Source organism: Legionella waltersii (genome assembly GCF_001468085.1).
GTDB classification, from domain to species: domain Bacteria; phylum Pseudomonadota; class Gammaproteobacteria; order Legionellales; family Legionellaceae; genus Legionella; species Legionella waltersii.
This window is the reverse complement of sequence record NZ_LNZB01000051.1, coordinates 133406-147831: the sequence shown is the minus strand read 5'-3', so window position 1 is coordinate 147831 and position 14426 is coordinate 133406. Positions and strand designations below refer to the sequence as shown.

Below are 14426 nucleotides of genomic sequence, written 5' to 3'. Positions count from 1 at the left end.
TCAAGGTTTTCCCTTTATTCGGAAGCAGCCCTAAAAAACCGATGTTAAAGCCCTTCTAAAAAGCGATTTATTTCTTGAAGTGAAGAGAGTTGATATGCGTTTTGCAACTGCTGTTCACTGAGTAAATGCCTAAAATAATAACGAATTAACGATCGACTTTGTAAGACTGCCTTATGTTCATTTTCAAGTTGAGCAAGGCCATCAAGATGTTTGATGAACAATTGTGTTCTTTGTACCTCTGTAATCAAAAGGCTTTGTTGTTGTAGTAATTCTTTATATATCCATGCCTTACCAGTTCCTGCTCTAGAAATCATAAATGCATCACAGTGGCTGGTATGAATTGCTTTGTTAAGGCTAGCTATGTCTTTAATGTCTCCATTTGCAATAACGGGGATTTGAATCGAACTCTTGATTGCAGCAATTTGTTGCAAGTCGCAAGCAATAGCATAGTCATCAATCCACCGTCTGCCATGAACAATAAGTGCATCAGCACCGGCTTCCTCGATTTGTTTGGCAATGATGAAATCGTGCTCATTATTTTGAATGCGAATTTTAACGGTTAAAGGAATATGAATGGCTGAGCGAACCTTGGAAACAATAAGTGCTAATTGCTGAATGTTATCGAGCAATGCACTTCCTGCGCCTTTTTTGCGGATCTTTGCTTTTGGGCAACCACAATTGATATCAATTAAGTTGGCCCCGAGAGATTCTAGTTTTAATGCCGCTTCACTGAGCATAAGGGGATCATTCCCAGAGATCTGATAGGCAAGATTCTGTTCTTTGGATGAACGATAAAGATAGCGGGAGTTGAGCGTGTGTCTATGAAGTACATCATTCGCAGAGCACATTTCTGAAACACAATAGGCTGGGGGTGAAAATTCGTAAAACAATTCGCGAAAGGGTGCGCAACTATAGCCTGCTAGAGGGCCTTGTATTAGCCGATTTGGGAGTGTTAGAGAGCCAATTTGTAATGGGCTGTTAATAAAATTGTGCATCAATACAATTAAAGGATATAATTAGTCTTTATTTTAACATGATCAGGATTTACGCAAAACCCTCGGGCAGAGGCATCAGGGTTTCGCTTAATCATTAATGACTTAGTTTAAAGCACCCAAATATTGGAGACTCAGTAGGTATGGATAAGCGTTATTTATCTCCTTTGGAATTACTCAGTATAGCCACTCAACATGCGTATACAGCGGATTACATGCTTCAGCAAATCGGCAATGGTGTATTTCGAGGGGGAGAGGAAGTTGACGTATTAGCCCCAGTCACCTCATTGATGTATTTAGCATTTCAATTGACTTTAAAAGCGTATTGTCTCCATGATCATAGGCCAATAAAAGAGTATAAAAACTTGATGGAATTGGTTGAATTAAATGGCCATTTAGGCTTATCGAGCCAAGAAATTTTTTTATTAAAAACCTTATCAAGACAACAGGTCTTCAATAAAGGCTTAGGTTATGATTTGTGGGAGAATCAACAACAGCTGCACGTATTTTGTGAGCAAATTATTTCTTTATACGAACGGTTACAAATGATGATGCCGCTGGAGCTTCAAAGCGACTATTTGGATTAAGCTTAAGCGTCAGGAGATATCCCCTTGGCATCTTCAGCTATTCAAGTTAGGATATTGTTTTTTTTAGAAGGTCATTGTCATGGAGCAAGTGGACGAAAAAGTCTTAGATACTGTGCAAAAACAAGTGCTGCAGTTAAGCCGTTTCCTGAACTCACGAATTTTGGGCCAGCAAGATTTAATATCTCGCTTATTAATTGCCCTGCTTGCAGATGGCCATTTATTGGTCGAGGGCGCTCCTGGTCTTGCAAAAACAAGAGCGGTGAAAGAGCTTTCTGATGTTGTAGAGGGAGATTTTCATCGTATTCAATTTACTCCAGATTTACTGCCGGGTGATTTAACAGGAACCGATGTCTATCATCCTCAAAATGGTTCCTTTGTATTTCAGCCTGGCCCTATTTTTCACCATTTAATTTTGGCAGATGAGATAAACCGTGCCCCTGCTAAAGTCCAATCGGCTTTGCTTGAGGCAATGGCAGAACGTCAGGTGACTATAGGAGGAAAAACGTACCCATTGCCAGAACTGTTTCTAGTTATGGCTACCCAAAATCCAATTGAGCAAGAAGGAACTTATCCTTTACCTGAAGCTCAGCTTGATCGGTTTTTGATGTACGTCAAAATTAGCTATCCTGAAGCTAAAGTAGAACATGATATTTTAGCCTTAGCTCGAAAGGAAGCTGTTGGAGCATCGGTTACCAATGAGGCAAAAACAGCTACCTTATCGCAAAAAGTATTGTTCGAGGCTCGAAAGCAAGTCCTGAAGGTGCACACAAGTGATGCTTTGGAAAATTACTTAGTCCAATTAGTGGTTGCTACTCGCAATCCTGGAATATATAGCGAAGATTTAGGTCGTTGGCTGCGTTTTGGAGCAAGTCCACGCGCAACGATTGCCTTGGACCGCTGTTCAAAAGCCCATGCATGGCTTTCAGGAAGGGATTATGTCATTCCTGAAGATATTCATGTCATAGCGCATGACGTATTACGCCATCGAATTTTACTAAGTTTTGAAGCAGAAGCCGAAGGAATTAATAGTGATGATTTTATAGACGCTCTGTTGCGTTTGGTGGCAATACCATAGAGGTAAAAAATGACTGATGGTGTGGTTGCGGAATTAAGCGAACTGATCGATCTTAGACGTTATGCCCATTCGGCCTTGTACCGGCCTGAAGGGAGAGCCGTACGTTCTGGAAGTCATATTTCTAAATTTCGTGGCAGAGGAATGGATTTTGCTGAGGTCCGTAACTATCAGGCAGGTGATGAAATCCGTCATATGGAGTGGCGAGTTACTGCTCGAACAGGAAGGCCACACGTTAAGATTTACCAGGAAGAGCGAGAAAGACCTGTCGTTATCTTAGCTGATTTTAACCCCTCTATGATTTTTGGTACTCGCATTGCCTTTAAATCCGTTGTTGCAGCTCGACTTGCAACTATTTTAGCTTGGACTGTAATCAAACAGGGCGATAGAGTCGGTGGTTTCTTTTTTTCAGCCTCAGAACATAGTGAATTCACTCCTCGAAGCCGAGATGCAGGTGTTTTACCTTTATTGGCCTCATTAAGTCATTATACCGATCAAACAGAATCTCAAAGGGAGGAAAAACCTCGATTGCTAAGCGATGCATTGACAAGATTGAGGCGTGTTGTACGACCTGGAAGCATTGTGGTAATGATCTCCGATTTTTACTCCATGGATGAAGAAAGTGAAAAGCATTTAAATAGACTTGCTGTGCATAATGATATTTTGGCCTATCATGTTTGTGATATGATTGAATTGGTCCCTCCCAAACCACAGCAATATGCCATTACAAATGGCCATCAAGAAATCCTATTAGATACTGGCATTGAGCGAGTGAACTCGGCTTATGAACGATACTGTTATCAACGTGTAGAACGGTTAAAAGAGCAATTCAAACGGTTGCAAATTCAGTATATTCAGGTGACCTCTGACATGAATTTACCCCAATTAGTTAGGTTGACCTTTCCTAGGAGGGTCCGTGGCTAATACTGAACCTTTGGCACAATTAAAAGATATTCATCTACCAGACCCTGTAGGATGGTGGCCCTTAGCTCCTGGCTGGTATGTATTAGTGGTCATTGCTTTGTTGTTTTTCTTTGGTTTATTCGTTTACTTGATGAAACGACATGTCAACTCATTGCCCAAAAAGCAAGCGCTTCGCTTGTTGCAAAATTATAAGGAACAATACGCGAAAGATAAAAATGCGCAATTGGCCAGTGCGAGAGTGTCAGAGTTATTAAAGCGTGTAGCTTTGGTTTATTATCCGCGGATGGATGTTGCTAGCATGCATGGAGATACGTGGATACAGTTCCTTAATAAAACAGCGAAAGGAGTTGATTTTAAGCCAGTGAATACAATGCTTTCTGAAACGCCATTTAAACAATCGGAGACAATTAATGTTCAGCCACTGATTGTTCGTGCAGAGAAGTGGATAAAACAAAGAGGTGTACCTTGTTCGAATTAGCTTCGCCTTGGATTTTATTGTTGATTCCTTTGCCTCTGCTGTGCTGGTTTCTGTTGCCACGAGCAAAAATTTATTTACCTGCGGCGTTAAAAGTGCCATTTTTTGAGGCGATGTTAAGTATCGTAGAACAAGAGAAGCGTTCAATATCAGCCCAATCATTATTATTAATTCCAGCGTTAATATGGTTGTTATTAGTTATTGCTCTATCTGGACCTCGTTGGGTAGGTGAGCCTAGACCTATTGAGCGTGAAGGCTATAACATCATGTTAGTTTTAGACCTTTCCGGAAGCATGGAAGTTACAGACATGTTGATGCACGGACGTCCGGTTAGCCGTTTGGCCGTGGTGAAACGAGCAGCTGAAGAATTTGTTGAAGAAAGGAGCGGGGATCGAATTGGTTTGATTCTCTTTGGAACAAGAGCCTATCTCCAAACCCCCTTGACCTATGATCGTCACAATGTCTTGATGCGAATAGAGGATGCTACTGCTGGCTTAGCAGGTAAAACCACTTCGATTGGAGACGCAGTAGGCTTAGCAGTTAAACGCCTACAAGAAGTTCCTAATCAAGGGAGAGTGATTATATTGTTAACGGATGGTGCAAATAACTCTGGAGTATTGGAACCTTTAAAGGCAGCCACTTTAGCCAAACAAGATGGAATAAAGATATATACAATTGGTTTGGGTTCAGAGGCTAACCCCGGGGCATTTGCGAATGGCATTTTTGCTCCAAATGTTGCTGCTGAATTGGATGAGCCCACTCTACAGTCGATGGCTGATCTGACCGGTGGACGATATTTCAGGGCAACGGATCCTGAGTCTTTGCAAACTATTTATAAAACAATCAGTCAATTGGAAACCGTGAAGCAGGAACAGGCAACCATAAAACCCCAGAAAGAGTATTACCCTTGGTTTTTAGGTGTCGCCATCCTGCTGAGTTTTTATTGGCTATTGGGCAGAAGTGACATTTTTAGTCGTTACCGCACTCCTTTCAAAAACAAAGAGGTGCTTCGATCATGATAGCAGACTTTCATTTTTTAAGGCCTTGGTGGTTATTGATGATCATCCCTTTATTGCTTTTAGTAAAAATCCTTTGGCAACAGAATCCGAAGCTCTATGCCTGGAGTGATGTTTGCGATAGCCATCTACTCGATCATTTAATTCAGAGCAAAGGTCATGGAAAGAGAATGTTTTCATTTTCTTTTCTGTTGTTCAGTATTTTTTTTATGATTTTAGGTATTTCTGGCCCTACTTGGCATAAAATGCCTGTGCCCCTCTTCAAGGCGGTACAACCAAGAGTGTTATTGCTGGATATGTCTGACAATATGCTGTCAGGTGATCTGTCTCCAAATCGTTTAAGCCGAGCTAAATTTAAGTTACGCGATTTATTGGCGCATAAGGATGTGGGTCAATTTGGTTTAATCGCGTTTACAAGCGAGCCATTTGTCGTATCCCCTTTAACGGATGATGGACAAACTATTTCAGCCTTGTTATCGAATTTAACACCTGATGTTATGCCTGTGGAAGGTTATAACTTAGATAGCGCGTTGAAAGAGGCGAGTAAATTAGTTAAGGAAGCGGGCTACCAACAAGGACAAATCCTGGTTCTAACAGCAGAAGTGCCTTCTAAAGAAGCAATAGAAAAGGCTAATCAATTGTCTAAATTAGGTCTAATTTCATCAATAATGCCGATAAGAGCAGACAGCAATTTGAATCCACTGTTTGGACAATTTGCCACAGCGGGTAAGGGGCAACTTTTAAAATACAGCTCAGACGATAGTGATTTGCAACAATGGCTTGCTGCAACAAAGGGCAATGAGCAGTTTGCACTCAACGAAGAAGACGATATCCCTTTATGGCGTGATGAAGGGCGCTGGTTTTTAATACCTGCGCTATTGTTGTTATTACCCTTATTTCAACGCGGTTGGTTGCAGAGAGTAAAACTATGATGCGTGGATTCTTGCGTTTAATTTTGCTGGCTACATCCCTTCAAGCATATGCGTTTAGCTGGAGTGATTTATGGTTTACGCCCGATCAACAAGGTCAACAATTAATGAATAAAGGGCAATACAAAAAAGCGAAAGAACTGTTTGAGCAAAGCGACTGGTCAGCAACGGCCGCTTATCGATCTGGAGATTATGAACAAGCCGCCAAACTCTATGGAGATTTAAAAACTCAGAAAGGCTTTTACAATCAAGGCAATGCATTAGCACATCTCGGGCAGTATGAACAAGCTTTAAATGCCTATGATAATGCATTGAAATTAGATCCAAATGACAAAGATGCATTATATAATCGAAAATTAATCAGTGAGTTACTAAAAAAAGATAACGAGAGTAAGTCGAATAAAAATCAAGACACCCAAAGTCAAAAAAATCAACAGAATCAACAGAATCAACAGAATCAACAGAATCAACAGAATCAACAGAATCAACAGAATCAACAGAATCAACAGAATCAACAGAATCAACAGAATCAGCAGAATCAGCAGAATCAGCAGAATCAGCAGAATCAGCAGAATCAGCAGAATCAGCAGAATCAGCAGAATCAGCAGAATCAACAGGCCCAACAAAAACAAAATGAAAAACAAGACAATCAAACGATAAAAGAGCAACAACAGCAGTCTAAAGATAGCGATAAAGGCAATAAGCAAGAGGGTGAGGAACAATCAACTTCGCAGCAAGAGCAAGAACTCGCAAAGGAACAATGGTTGCGTTTAATTCCAGATGATCCAGGTGGATTATTAAGGGAAAAATTTTTACGGGATCATTTACGCAGAGAACGTGGGTGGTATCAATGAAAAAACGAATAGCATGGTGTTTATTCCTGGTTACTATTAATGCATGGTCAGAGGTTCAGGTACAAATAGATCCTCCTGAAGTGACTATGGGTGAAACCTTTAGGTTATTGATAGTTCAGGAAAATAACAAAGAAGGTGGGGTTCCTGACTTAAGTGTGTTGCAAAAAGATTTTGCAATTTTAGGGACCGAGAGGCAAGTGAATTACACGGTAATCAATGGACAAACTCAGTATCAGAGTCAGTGGACAGTGCTTTTGAGGGCTTTAAAAAATGGAGCTATTACAATACCTTCAATTAAAGTAGGCGTTGAGCAAAGCGCTCCTCTGACAATTAATGTCCAGGGAGCAGGAGATACATCAACTGCAAAGGATACAGCAGTCCAGCAACAAGATGTGATGTTGATCACTGAGGTTGATCAAAAAAAACCATACGTCAATCAACAGATCATTTACAAGGTTAAACTGTACATCAGCAAACGATTCTTAGATACGGACTATCAAGGTCCGAAAGTGGATGATGCCTTATTAATACCTTTAGGGGAGGCTAGACGCTATCATGAGGTGCAAAACAACATTAACTATGTAGTGGAAGAGCAAATCTACGCAATATATCCTCAAAAAAGTGGAGTCCTGCGTATCGTTTCTCCAACTTTCAATGCCATCGTTTATGATTATAATCCCCAAAAGGTTAAAGCGCAGGATAAGACAATAGAACTTACTGTTCAGCCAGCCCCAAAGGAATATCAAGGAAAAGAATGGTTGCCCGCTACCCAAGTTCATTTGACCGAGCACTACGAAAATACAAGTCAAAGCATCGCCCAAGGAAGTACGTTGACCCGCACAATCACTTTGGAAGCAGTGGCTATTCCAGCCCAGTTATTACCGACATTGAACTTTGCTGAAACTGACGCATTTAATGTCTATCCAGAAAAAGGCGCTGAAAAAAATGAAATAAAGCAGGGAAAATTAGTTGGTAGCGTTGAGCTTAAAGTCACTTATTTATTCAATAAAGCAGGAAAAACAACTATTCCTGAATTACGTTTACCTTGGTTTAATACTGAAACAGGAAAACAGGAAATTGCAGTATTGCCTCCTCGTAGTATTGATATCACCCCTTCTGCAACTGCAACTATTTCCAAATCGAACATGCAGGAAAAGAGCAGTTCTGTTGTAGCGCCAACGATTGAAGATAAAGGAGCCAGTCACGATCAAGAGCAATCTTGGAATTGGTCATGGGCTTTAGCCCTCTTCTTCGCATCAGCGTGGGTAGCTACTCTTGGATTGTTTTTCTTTCATAAACATCTTGGTTTTTCAAACAGACGCTCCTATAAAAAAGCATTGCATGAATTAAATAAAGCGTGTCAAAAAGGTGAGCCAGAAAAAGCAAGAGATGCGGTTCTCAAATGGGCTGCGTTGCAGTGGCCTGATGCACCATTATTGAACCTTAGTGATCTTGCCAGGATAGTACGGGATATTCATTTGAAAAAACAATTGAACTTATTGACCCAAGTCATCTACAAAAGTCATGATAAAACACTCTGGCGAGGAGATGAGTTATGGAGGGCAGTGAAAGCGGTGCAAAAAAGTGATGTAGGGAGCCGGCGAAAGAATAATAGTTTACCGCCAATAAACCCAACATAAACAAGTCTACCGATTTGCTTAAAATTGACTATAGTTATGAGCATAAGTATTAATTCCGAGGCTTAGAATGTTAGTCGATGAGTATATCCGTTATGATGCCCATGATCTTGCACATCTGATAAAAAGCGGCAAAACGAGTCCACAAGCTCTTCTAGACTGTGCTAAGGCAAGGATAGAGCAGGTTAATCCCTTATTAAATGCCGTTGTATTGGATTGCACTGATTTTGCATACGACTGTTTAACAAGACTTACTGGAAAGGAACCTTATTATGGTGTTCCTATGGTAGTCAAAGATTTAGGACATGGCTTAAAAGGATTAACAACAACCGACGGGTCTCATTTTTTCTCCAGTCATTTAGCAACGGATACGAGTGATTTTATTGAAAAACTAATGAATCTTGGTTTTATACCCTTTGCGAAAACCAATACCCCCGAATTGGGGTTGTCCTATGTCACTGAATCTACATTACTTGGCCCATGCAGAAATCCTTATGATGCAAATCGAACTGCGGGCGGTTCTTCAGGGGGATCTGCAGCGGCAATTGCTGCTGGCATCGCACCCATTGCAACAGCGAGTGATGGCGGTGGTTCAATTCGTATACCTGCTTCATGTTGTGGTTTATTTGGCTTTAAACCAACGACTGGGTTAATTCCCTCTGGGCCATTGGTTGATGAGTTGTGGTCAGGCTTAGCAACTAATTTTCTATTGTCACGATCAATTCGAGATTCTGTTGAGATTTATAAGAGAGTTGTGCCGGATCTACCTATTCACCCTAACACCCAAAAAAAGCTGATGATTACCGAAATTGAGGGTGCATTTTCAGACGTCCCTGTAGCTCAAGAATACATTGAGGCAGTCAACTCTGTAAAAGAGTTACTCAAGTCTTTAGGGCATAAGCTGACGAGATCACGTTTAGACCTAGATCTTGATGCAATTGGACAATCAGCAATGACTTTAATCGCAGCCAATACCTTTGCTAAGGTAAGAGGTCAAGAATTAGAAATAGGACGAAAGCCTGATCAAGATGAACTTGAACCTGTGACTTGGGAGTTTTATTACAGGGGCAAATCCATTAGCGCCTATGAGTTAATTAAGGCTAAGAATACACTGTATCAATCATTAAGACCACTTCATCAACTGCTTGAGAAAATCGATTTAATTGTGACGCCGTCCTTAGCTCAAAAACCCTTGCTGATAGGAGAATTAAGGACAGACATGGAGTTTAACCACTATTTAAAACAAAATGTGCAGTTTTCTCCATTCACGTCTTTATTCAATCAAGCGGGCTTACCTGCAATGACAATTCCTGTGTTATTGCATGAGAATCTACCCATCTCGATTCAACTAGGATCTGGGAAGAATAAAGATTTGCTTTTACTGTCCCTTGCTGAGCAATTACAAGAAAAACTACCCAGCTTTCATTCCCCATTACTCGCGCAAGGTTAATCCAAAGGTAAGCAAAACGATCTTAATTAAAACAAGACTTCTAAATAACTCCCTTCAATTTCCCCTTCGCACCAGGAATGAGGAGAAGGTGCACGAAGGGCGGATGGGGGTGATTGTTCGAACTTATCTATTTTATTTGGAGCACTTGGTGCTTGAAATGCTTACGAAAAATCCCACTCTCTTCGTTAAAAGACATTGTTAATTCGGGCATTTAGTCCATCTAAACTCGCTCATTAAAAAGTTCGATTGGCGGGACTTTGGGGTTTCCATTCGTCTTGTAAAAGAGAGTCCAGTGTTGCTTCAGGAGAACGAAATACGGGTTATAAATTAAAAAAATTGTACAGAATCCTAGCTATTTGTAGGGTTGTGTAATATAATAGGATGGCTTGTTTAATAATGATTTTTGATATAAAAACTGTATTTGGTAAAATTCTCTTAAGTATTTCCGTGTTTTTTATTGAGAATTTGGAACAGGTGTTTGTTTAATTTAATTTGGAAATGTGAAATGTCAGCAAAAGAAACAGGCCACGTAAAGTGGTTTAATGATGATAAAGGTTATGGTTTTATTAGTCGTGATAATGGTCAAGATGATGTATTTGTCCACTTCCGATCAATTATTAGTACTGCAGGACGTAAAACTCTGGTAGAAGGCCAAAAAGTAGAGTTTATCGTAACCAAAGGTGCTAAAGGATTGCAGGCCGAAGAAGTTACAGCTATCTAACAAGCCAACATTGCTTTTGCAATGACGAAATCCAAAGCATAATTCATTATCCGCGACCATCAGGGAGCGGATAACATGAATCTAATCAAATCCACCTAAAAATTCCCGCTACGAATCTCAAAAAGGATCAGAATTTTCCATCATGGATTATCCGAAATCAATCCGATTTTATTTAATAAAAATAAGCACTTATTTGATCGAATTAAGTTGAAATAGGTACTAGAAATCACTTCTGAATCAGGTATACTTGACTTACCAAATAATGGTCAGGATGCATATATGATAAAACTAATCAGCCTGCTCATATTGAGCTTTTCTTTTAGTATTAATGCATCAACCTCTGTCAGTGGCTCCCTTCTGGCGACCAAATCGTGCCCGGCATACCTTTCTAAGAATCAAAAAACAAATCCTGGTGATTTAAAGACTGAACCAGGGCAGCAATATCCCCTGAAAGAAATTAATAAAACACCACCAGATTGGTTACGAATTCAATATTCAGAAGACCCAAAATCATTACGCTGGGTAAAAATTGATTGTGGAACTGTTGAGTACACGGAGCACGGAAAAAGTCACTGTGAGCTCTCGCCTGGAATGGCGGATGCTCACGTACTAGCGTTAAGTTCCCAGCCGGGATTTTGTGAAACTTACGGTGTGGAAGTTGGTAAACCAGAGTGCCTGAAATTATCTAAAAAATCGTATCAAGTAAACCACTTAAGCTTGCATGGATTATGGCCTAATCAAGATGCTTGTGGTCATAACTATGGGTATTGTGGAGTAATGCCTAAGTCAAGTCATTGTGATTATTCACCAGTAGATCTATCCACAGCAGTGTCCAATGATTTAAAAAAGACAATGCCAAGTTACAATTATGGAAGCTGTTTAGAGCGTCATGAATGGAATAAACATGGTACTTGTCAGAGTTATACCAGCGATGAGTATTTCAGCCTTGCGATTCGATTAACCAAAGAAATGAATGAAACTATCTTCGGAAAATATTTGACCGATCATAGTGGCGAAATCGTTAAATTAAGTGATTTGCGAGAAGCCATTAAGCAGTCTTTTGGCAAAGACAATTCCGATAAAATCACTCTAAGTTGCAAAAATGGAATTTTGGTTGATATCTATATTCAGTTACCTGCTGTTATTTCTTATCAAGCATCGATACAATCTTTAGTCGATAAAGCAACGGTAGATCACCAACACCAGGATTATTGCAACAGTAGCATAACTATATCGAATTTTAGTAGAGAAAATTTACTACCAACGAACTAGATCTGTTAGGTTCAAGCTAGGTTAGGCCTAGCTATGCCTTGCACATTGTCAAAACTTCCTCTAATGTAGAGAGATAATTGGAATAGGGATTATCAACATGTTAAAGCGGTGCTATTTATTGATTATATGTTTATTATTTTCAGTAAGCTGTTCACATCATACTTCTACTAAAGAAGCACCCCCAGTCTTGAAAAAATCAAGCAGCAGCTCAAAGCAATTTAGACAGGTTTCTTCTTTTAATCAGGTTGAAGTCCAAGGAAATATAAACGTCAGTCTCCATACTGGGTATAAAAAGCCTCAGGCTATTCTGACTGGTGATCCAGTCGATCTGGCGCAAGTGCGAACTGTTGTAAACAACAATACTCTGTACGTTTCCATCGGCAAGGGTTATCCGGATCACGGGGCGGTACATATCGACATTCAAACCCGAGCTTTAAATCGATTCCGTTTTAATGGTGCGGGAGTGATTACTGGGACACAACTTAATACCAATTACTTGGATTTGTATTTATCCAATCAAGGAACTACAACCCTTGGTGGAAGCATTGGTTTACATCAACTAGTGGCCAAAGGTGGGGGTTTAATTAAAATCAGCGGGGTTAATGGTCAGAACCTGCAGATTACAATGGAAGATGATCCTAAAATTCAAATGGCTGGAATCATCAATATAAGTACCTTAAATGTTGCTGGGAAGGGAATATTAACGATGTATTGGGTGCGTAGCCCTAACTTAACCATTCATGCGGAAAACGCTGCCAAAATATATTTAGCAGGGGTAGTTAGCCGATTAAGTGTTGAATTATGGGATTTTGCTTTGTTCAAAGGCCGATACCTAAGAGCAGATCGAAGTTTTGTTAAAACACATGATAAGTCGGTTGCAGAGATCTCAGCAGTGAACCATCAAAGTAGCTTGGCATCGGATGCTAGTGATATTTACTATTACAACCTATCCAAAACCAGAGCGGACTTTATGGCTTACAACGGCTCGGTTCTGGATATGCGTGAGTGGGATCAATTAGAGCTTAAAGATTTTACCCGCTACAACAAGCAAATGCCTTAGAGACTATCGGGAGGCCGGCTATTTCTCAACATATGCCCAGTTGGTGGACCAACTGGGTGTCCCAATTAGAATTGAAATTGGAAGGGAGTTTCGTCTTCATCATCGCTTTGAATGTCATAATCATCATTGGACGGATAAAAGTCTAAAGTGCCATTCAATATTAAATAAGGTTCGAATTTGACTTCTTCTGAAGACATTGCTTTCAGTAATAAAACGGTGGCTAGGGCCGCAACACAACTGACAACACCAACTACAGCGGAAGTGTCGGGGCGTGGAGTATTGTATTTACTAAACATCATTGTTTCCTATACTGCATATTGAGCGCATAATATGCAGTATATTTTTAGAGTAATCAAGAAAAGACGCAGGAATTTAGAAGATCTTATCCAGTTGTTTATTTTACTGCATTAATGCAATCAATAATTTGTTCAAGATCGTTATCTAATGGTAAAACATGGGCTGACTCTTGTAGCCAGTGAATCGTTACATTAGGCAAGTTCATAAACAGCTGTTCCACTTCCTTAGAGGCAACAACTTGATCATGGGCACCAAGAAATAAATCCACCGGGCATGACGGAGGAACCCACTCATAACTCTGAGCCAATAACAGCATTTCGATGATGGTTGATATAGGTAATTTTTTATAGGCAATTTCGGCATTAACGTTTGTCTTTAAATTGCCGGCAGCGTTTCTTAAATGACGAAACCCAAAGAATCTGAGAATCTGTGCTAATTTGAGCATGGTATTAATGTGCAAATTGAGTCGCAAAGCAGGAGCAAGCAAAAACAAGTGATTTAGTTTGAATTCTTGGCTTAATTTACACGCTAGAAGGCCTCCTAGTGATAAACCGAGCACATCGACTTTTTTGTATTGACTCACCAGTGATGCGCAGGCTTGATGAGCAGAGTGCAGCCAATCTGCAGCTTTAGAATGAGAGAAGGCTTCTATGCTTTCTGCATGTCCTGCTAATACAGGGCAAATAATCGCATCGTAGTGATTTATTTTAGGAATAACATAACGGTAAACCGCCGGGGAGGATGAAAATCCATGCAAAACAAGCAGGGCTCTTTTTTTAGTCTTACTCTCTTGATGGATAGGTGATAGTAATTGCAACTCATCTTGTGCAAGTCCTGAAAGGTGCCTCCCTCGTCGCATGTAACGGAAATCGTCCTTTTTCATATAAATAAATCCAATGAATGGAATTGGGTTGGGCGGTGGCCCAACATGACAAGACTTAGATAAACTTCGATCTAGAGTACTATAAAATCATTATAGAGGAAGATAAATAGTAATAACAAGATGACAGTTATTCGCGACATTGAGAAGGGAATGGGGACAAAAGAGCAGGGACTAAAAGATCGGGCAAACAAAAAACAAAATGGCAAAAGAGCGGGGACGGACCCCACTGGGGTCCGTCCCCAGACCAATCCGACCAA

The 14426-nt window shown here is 40.2% G+C and carries 15 protein-coding genes; 12 read left to right on the top strand and 3 right to left on the bottom strand.

Features of this window, described 5'->3' with window-relative positions:
- Positions 1-44: 44 nt before the first annotated feature.
- Complete coding sequence (locus Lwal_RS10385; RefSeq protein WP_058480732.1) at positions 45-995, bottom strand: tRNA dihydrouridine synthase; 951 nt, start codon at positions 993-995, stop codon at positions 45-47.
- A gap of 140 nt (positions 996-1135) precedes the next feature.
- Here Lwal_RS10385 and Lwal_RS10380 point away from each other — a divergent pair, with 140 nt between their 5' ends.
- From Lwal_RS10380 to Lwal_RS10325, 12 genes are all read left to right on the top strand, one after another.
- A complete protein-coding gene (locus Lwal_RS10380) occupies positions 1136-1579 on the top strand; it encodes a hypothetical protein (protein ID WP_058480731.1) in 444 nt (147 codons plus the stop codon).
- Between the two features lie 79 nt (positions 1580-1658).
- The gene (locus Lwal_RS10375) at positions 1659-2654 is read left to right on the top strand and encodes an AAA family ATPase (RefSeq protein ID WP_058480730.1); all 996 of its coding nucleotides are present in this window, start codon (positions 1659-1661) and stop codon (positions 2652-2654) included.
- 9 nt (positions 2655-2663) lie between these two features.
- Positions 2664-3575 (top strand): DUF58 domain-containing protein, encoded by a 912-nt coding sequence (locus tag Lwal_RS10370; protein WP_058480729.1) that lies wholly within the window; start codon positions 2664-2666, stop codon positions 3573-3575.
- On the top strand, positions 3568-4053 hold the full coding sequence (locus Lwal_RS10365; protein WP_058480728.1) for a DUF4381 domain-containing protein: 486 nt from the start codon (positions 3568-3570) through the stop codon (positions 4051-4053). Before Lwal_RS10370 ends, Lwal_RS10365 begins: the two co-directional genes overlap by 8 nt.
- Complete coding sequence (locus tag Lwal_RS10360; protein ID WP_058480727.1) at positions 4041-5069, top strand: vWA domain-containing protein; 1029 nt, start codon at positions 4041-4043, stop codon at positions 5067-5069. The genes Lwal_RS10365 and Lwal_RS10360 overlap by 13 nt, the downstream gene beginning before the upstream one ends.
- Positions 5066-5998 carry a vWA domain-containing protein gene (locus Lwal_RS10355; protein WP_058480726.1) on the top strand — a complete coding sequence of 311 codons (933 nt, stop codon included), beginning with the start codon at positions 5066-5068 and terminating at the stop codon, positions 5996-5998. The genes Lwal_RS10360 and Lwal_RS10355 overlap by 4 nt, the downstream gene beginning before the upstream one ends.
- Entirely contained in the window at positions 5995-6849 is an 855-nt protein-coding gene (locus Lwal_RS10350) for a tetratricopeptide repeat protein (RefSeq protein ID WP_058480725.1), read from the top strand. The genes Lwal_RS10355 and Lwal_RS10350 overlap by 4 nt, the downstream gene beginning before the upstream one ends.
- A complete protein-coding gene (locus Lwal_RS10345) occupies positions 6846-8489 on the top strand; it encodes a BatD family protein (RefSeq protein WP_058480724.1) in 1644 nt (547 codons plus the stop codon). Before Lwal_RS10350 ends, Lwal_RS10345 begins: the two co-directional genes overlap by 4 nt.
- Before the next feature lie 67 nt (positions 8490-8556).
- Positions 8557-9936 carry an amidase gene (locus Lwal_RS10340; protein ID WP_058480723.1) on the top strand — a complete coding sequence of 460 codons (1380 nt, stop codon included), beginning with the start codon at positions 8557-8559 and terminating at the stop codon, positions 9934-9936.
- Positions 9937-10441: 505 nt separating this feature from the next.
- Positions 10442-10657, top strand: a complete 216-nt coding sequence (locus Lwal_RS10335) for a cold-shock protein (protein ID WP_058480722.1) — start codon at positions 10442-10444, stop codon at positions 10655-10657.
- 279 nt (positions 10658-10936) lie between these two features.
- Complete coding sequence (locus Lwal_RS10330) at positions 10937-11929, top strand: ribonuclease T2 family protein (protein WP_058480721.1); 993 nt, start codon at positions 10937-10939, stop codon at positions 11927-11929.
- A 97-nt stretch (positions 11930-12026) separates the two neighbouring features.
- The gene (locus Lwal_RS10325; RefSeq protein ID WP_058480720.1) at positions 12027-12989 is read left to right on the top strand and encodes a GIN domain-containing protein; all 963 of its coding nucleotides are present in this window, start codon (positions 12027-12029) and stop codon (positions 12987-12989) included.
- Between the two features lie 65 nt (positions 12990-13054).
- On the opposite strand, the gene Lwal_RS10320 is transcribed toward Lwal_RS10325, so the two are convergent.
- Both Lwal_RS10320 and Lwal_RS10315 read right to left on the bottom strand, forming a co-directional pair.
- Positions 13055-13285: a hypothetical protein gene (locus Lwal_RS10320; RefSeq protein WP_058480719.1), complete on the bottom strand. Its 231-nt coding sequence runs from the start codon at positions 13283-13285 to the stop codon at positions 13055-13057.
- A 98-nt stretch (positions 13286-13383) separates the two neighbouring features.
- Positions 13384-14169, bottom strand: coding sequence for an alpha/beta hydrolase (locus tag Lwal_RS10315; protein ID WP_058480718.1), 786 nt, complete (start codon positions 14167-14169; stop codon positions 13384-13386).
- Positions 14170-14426 lie beyond the last annotated feature (257 nt).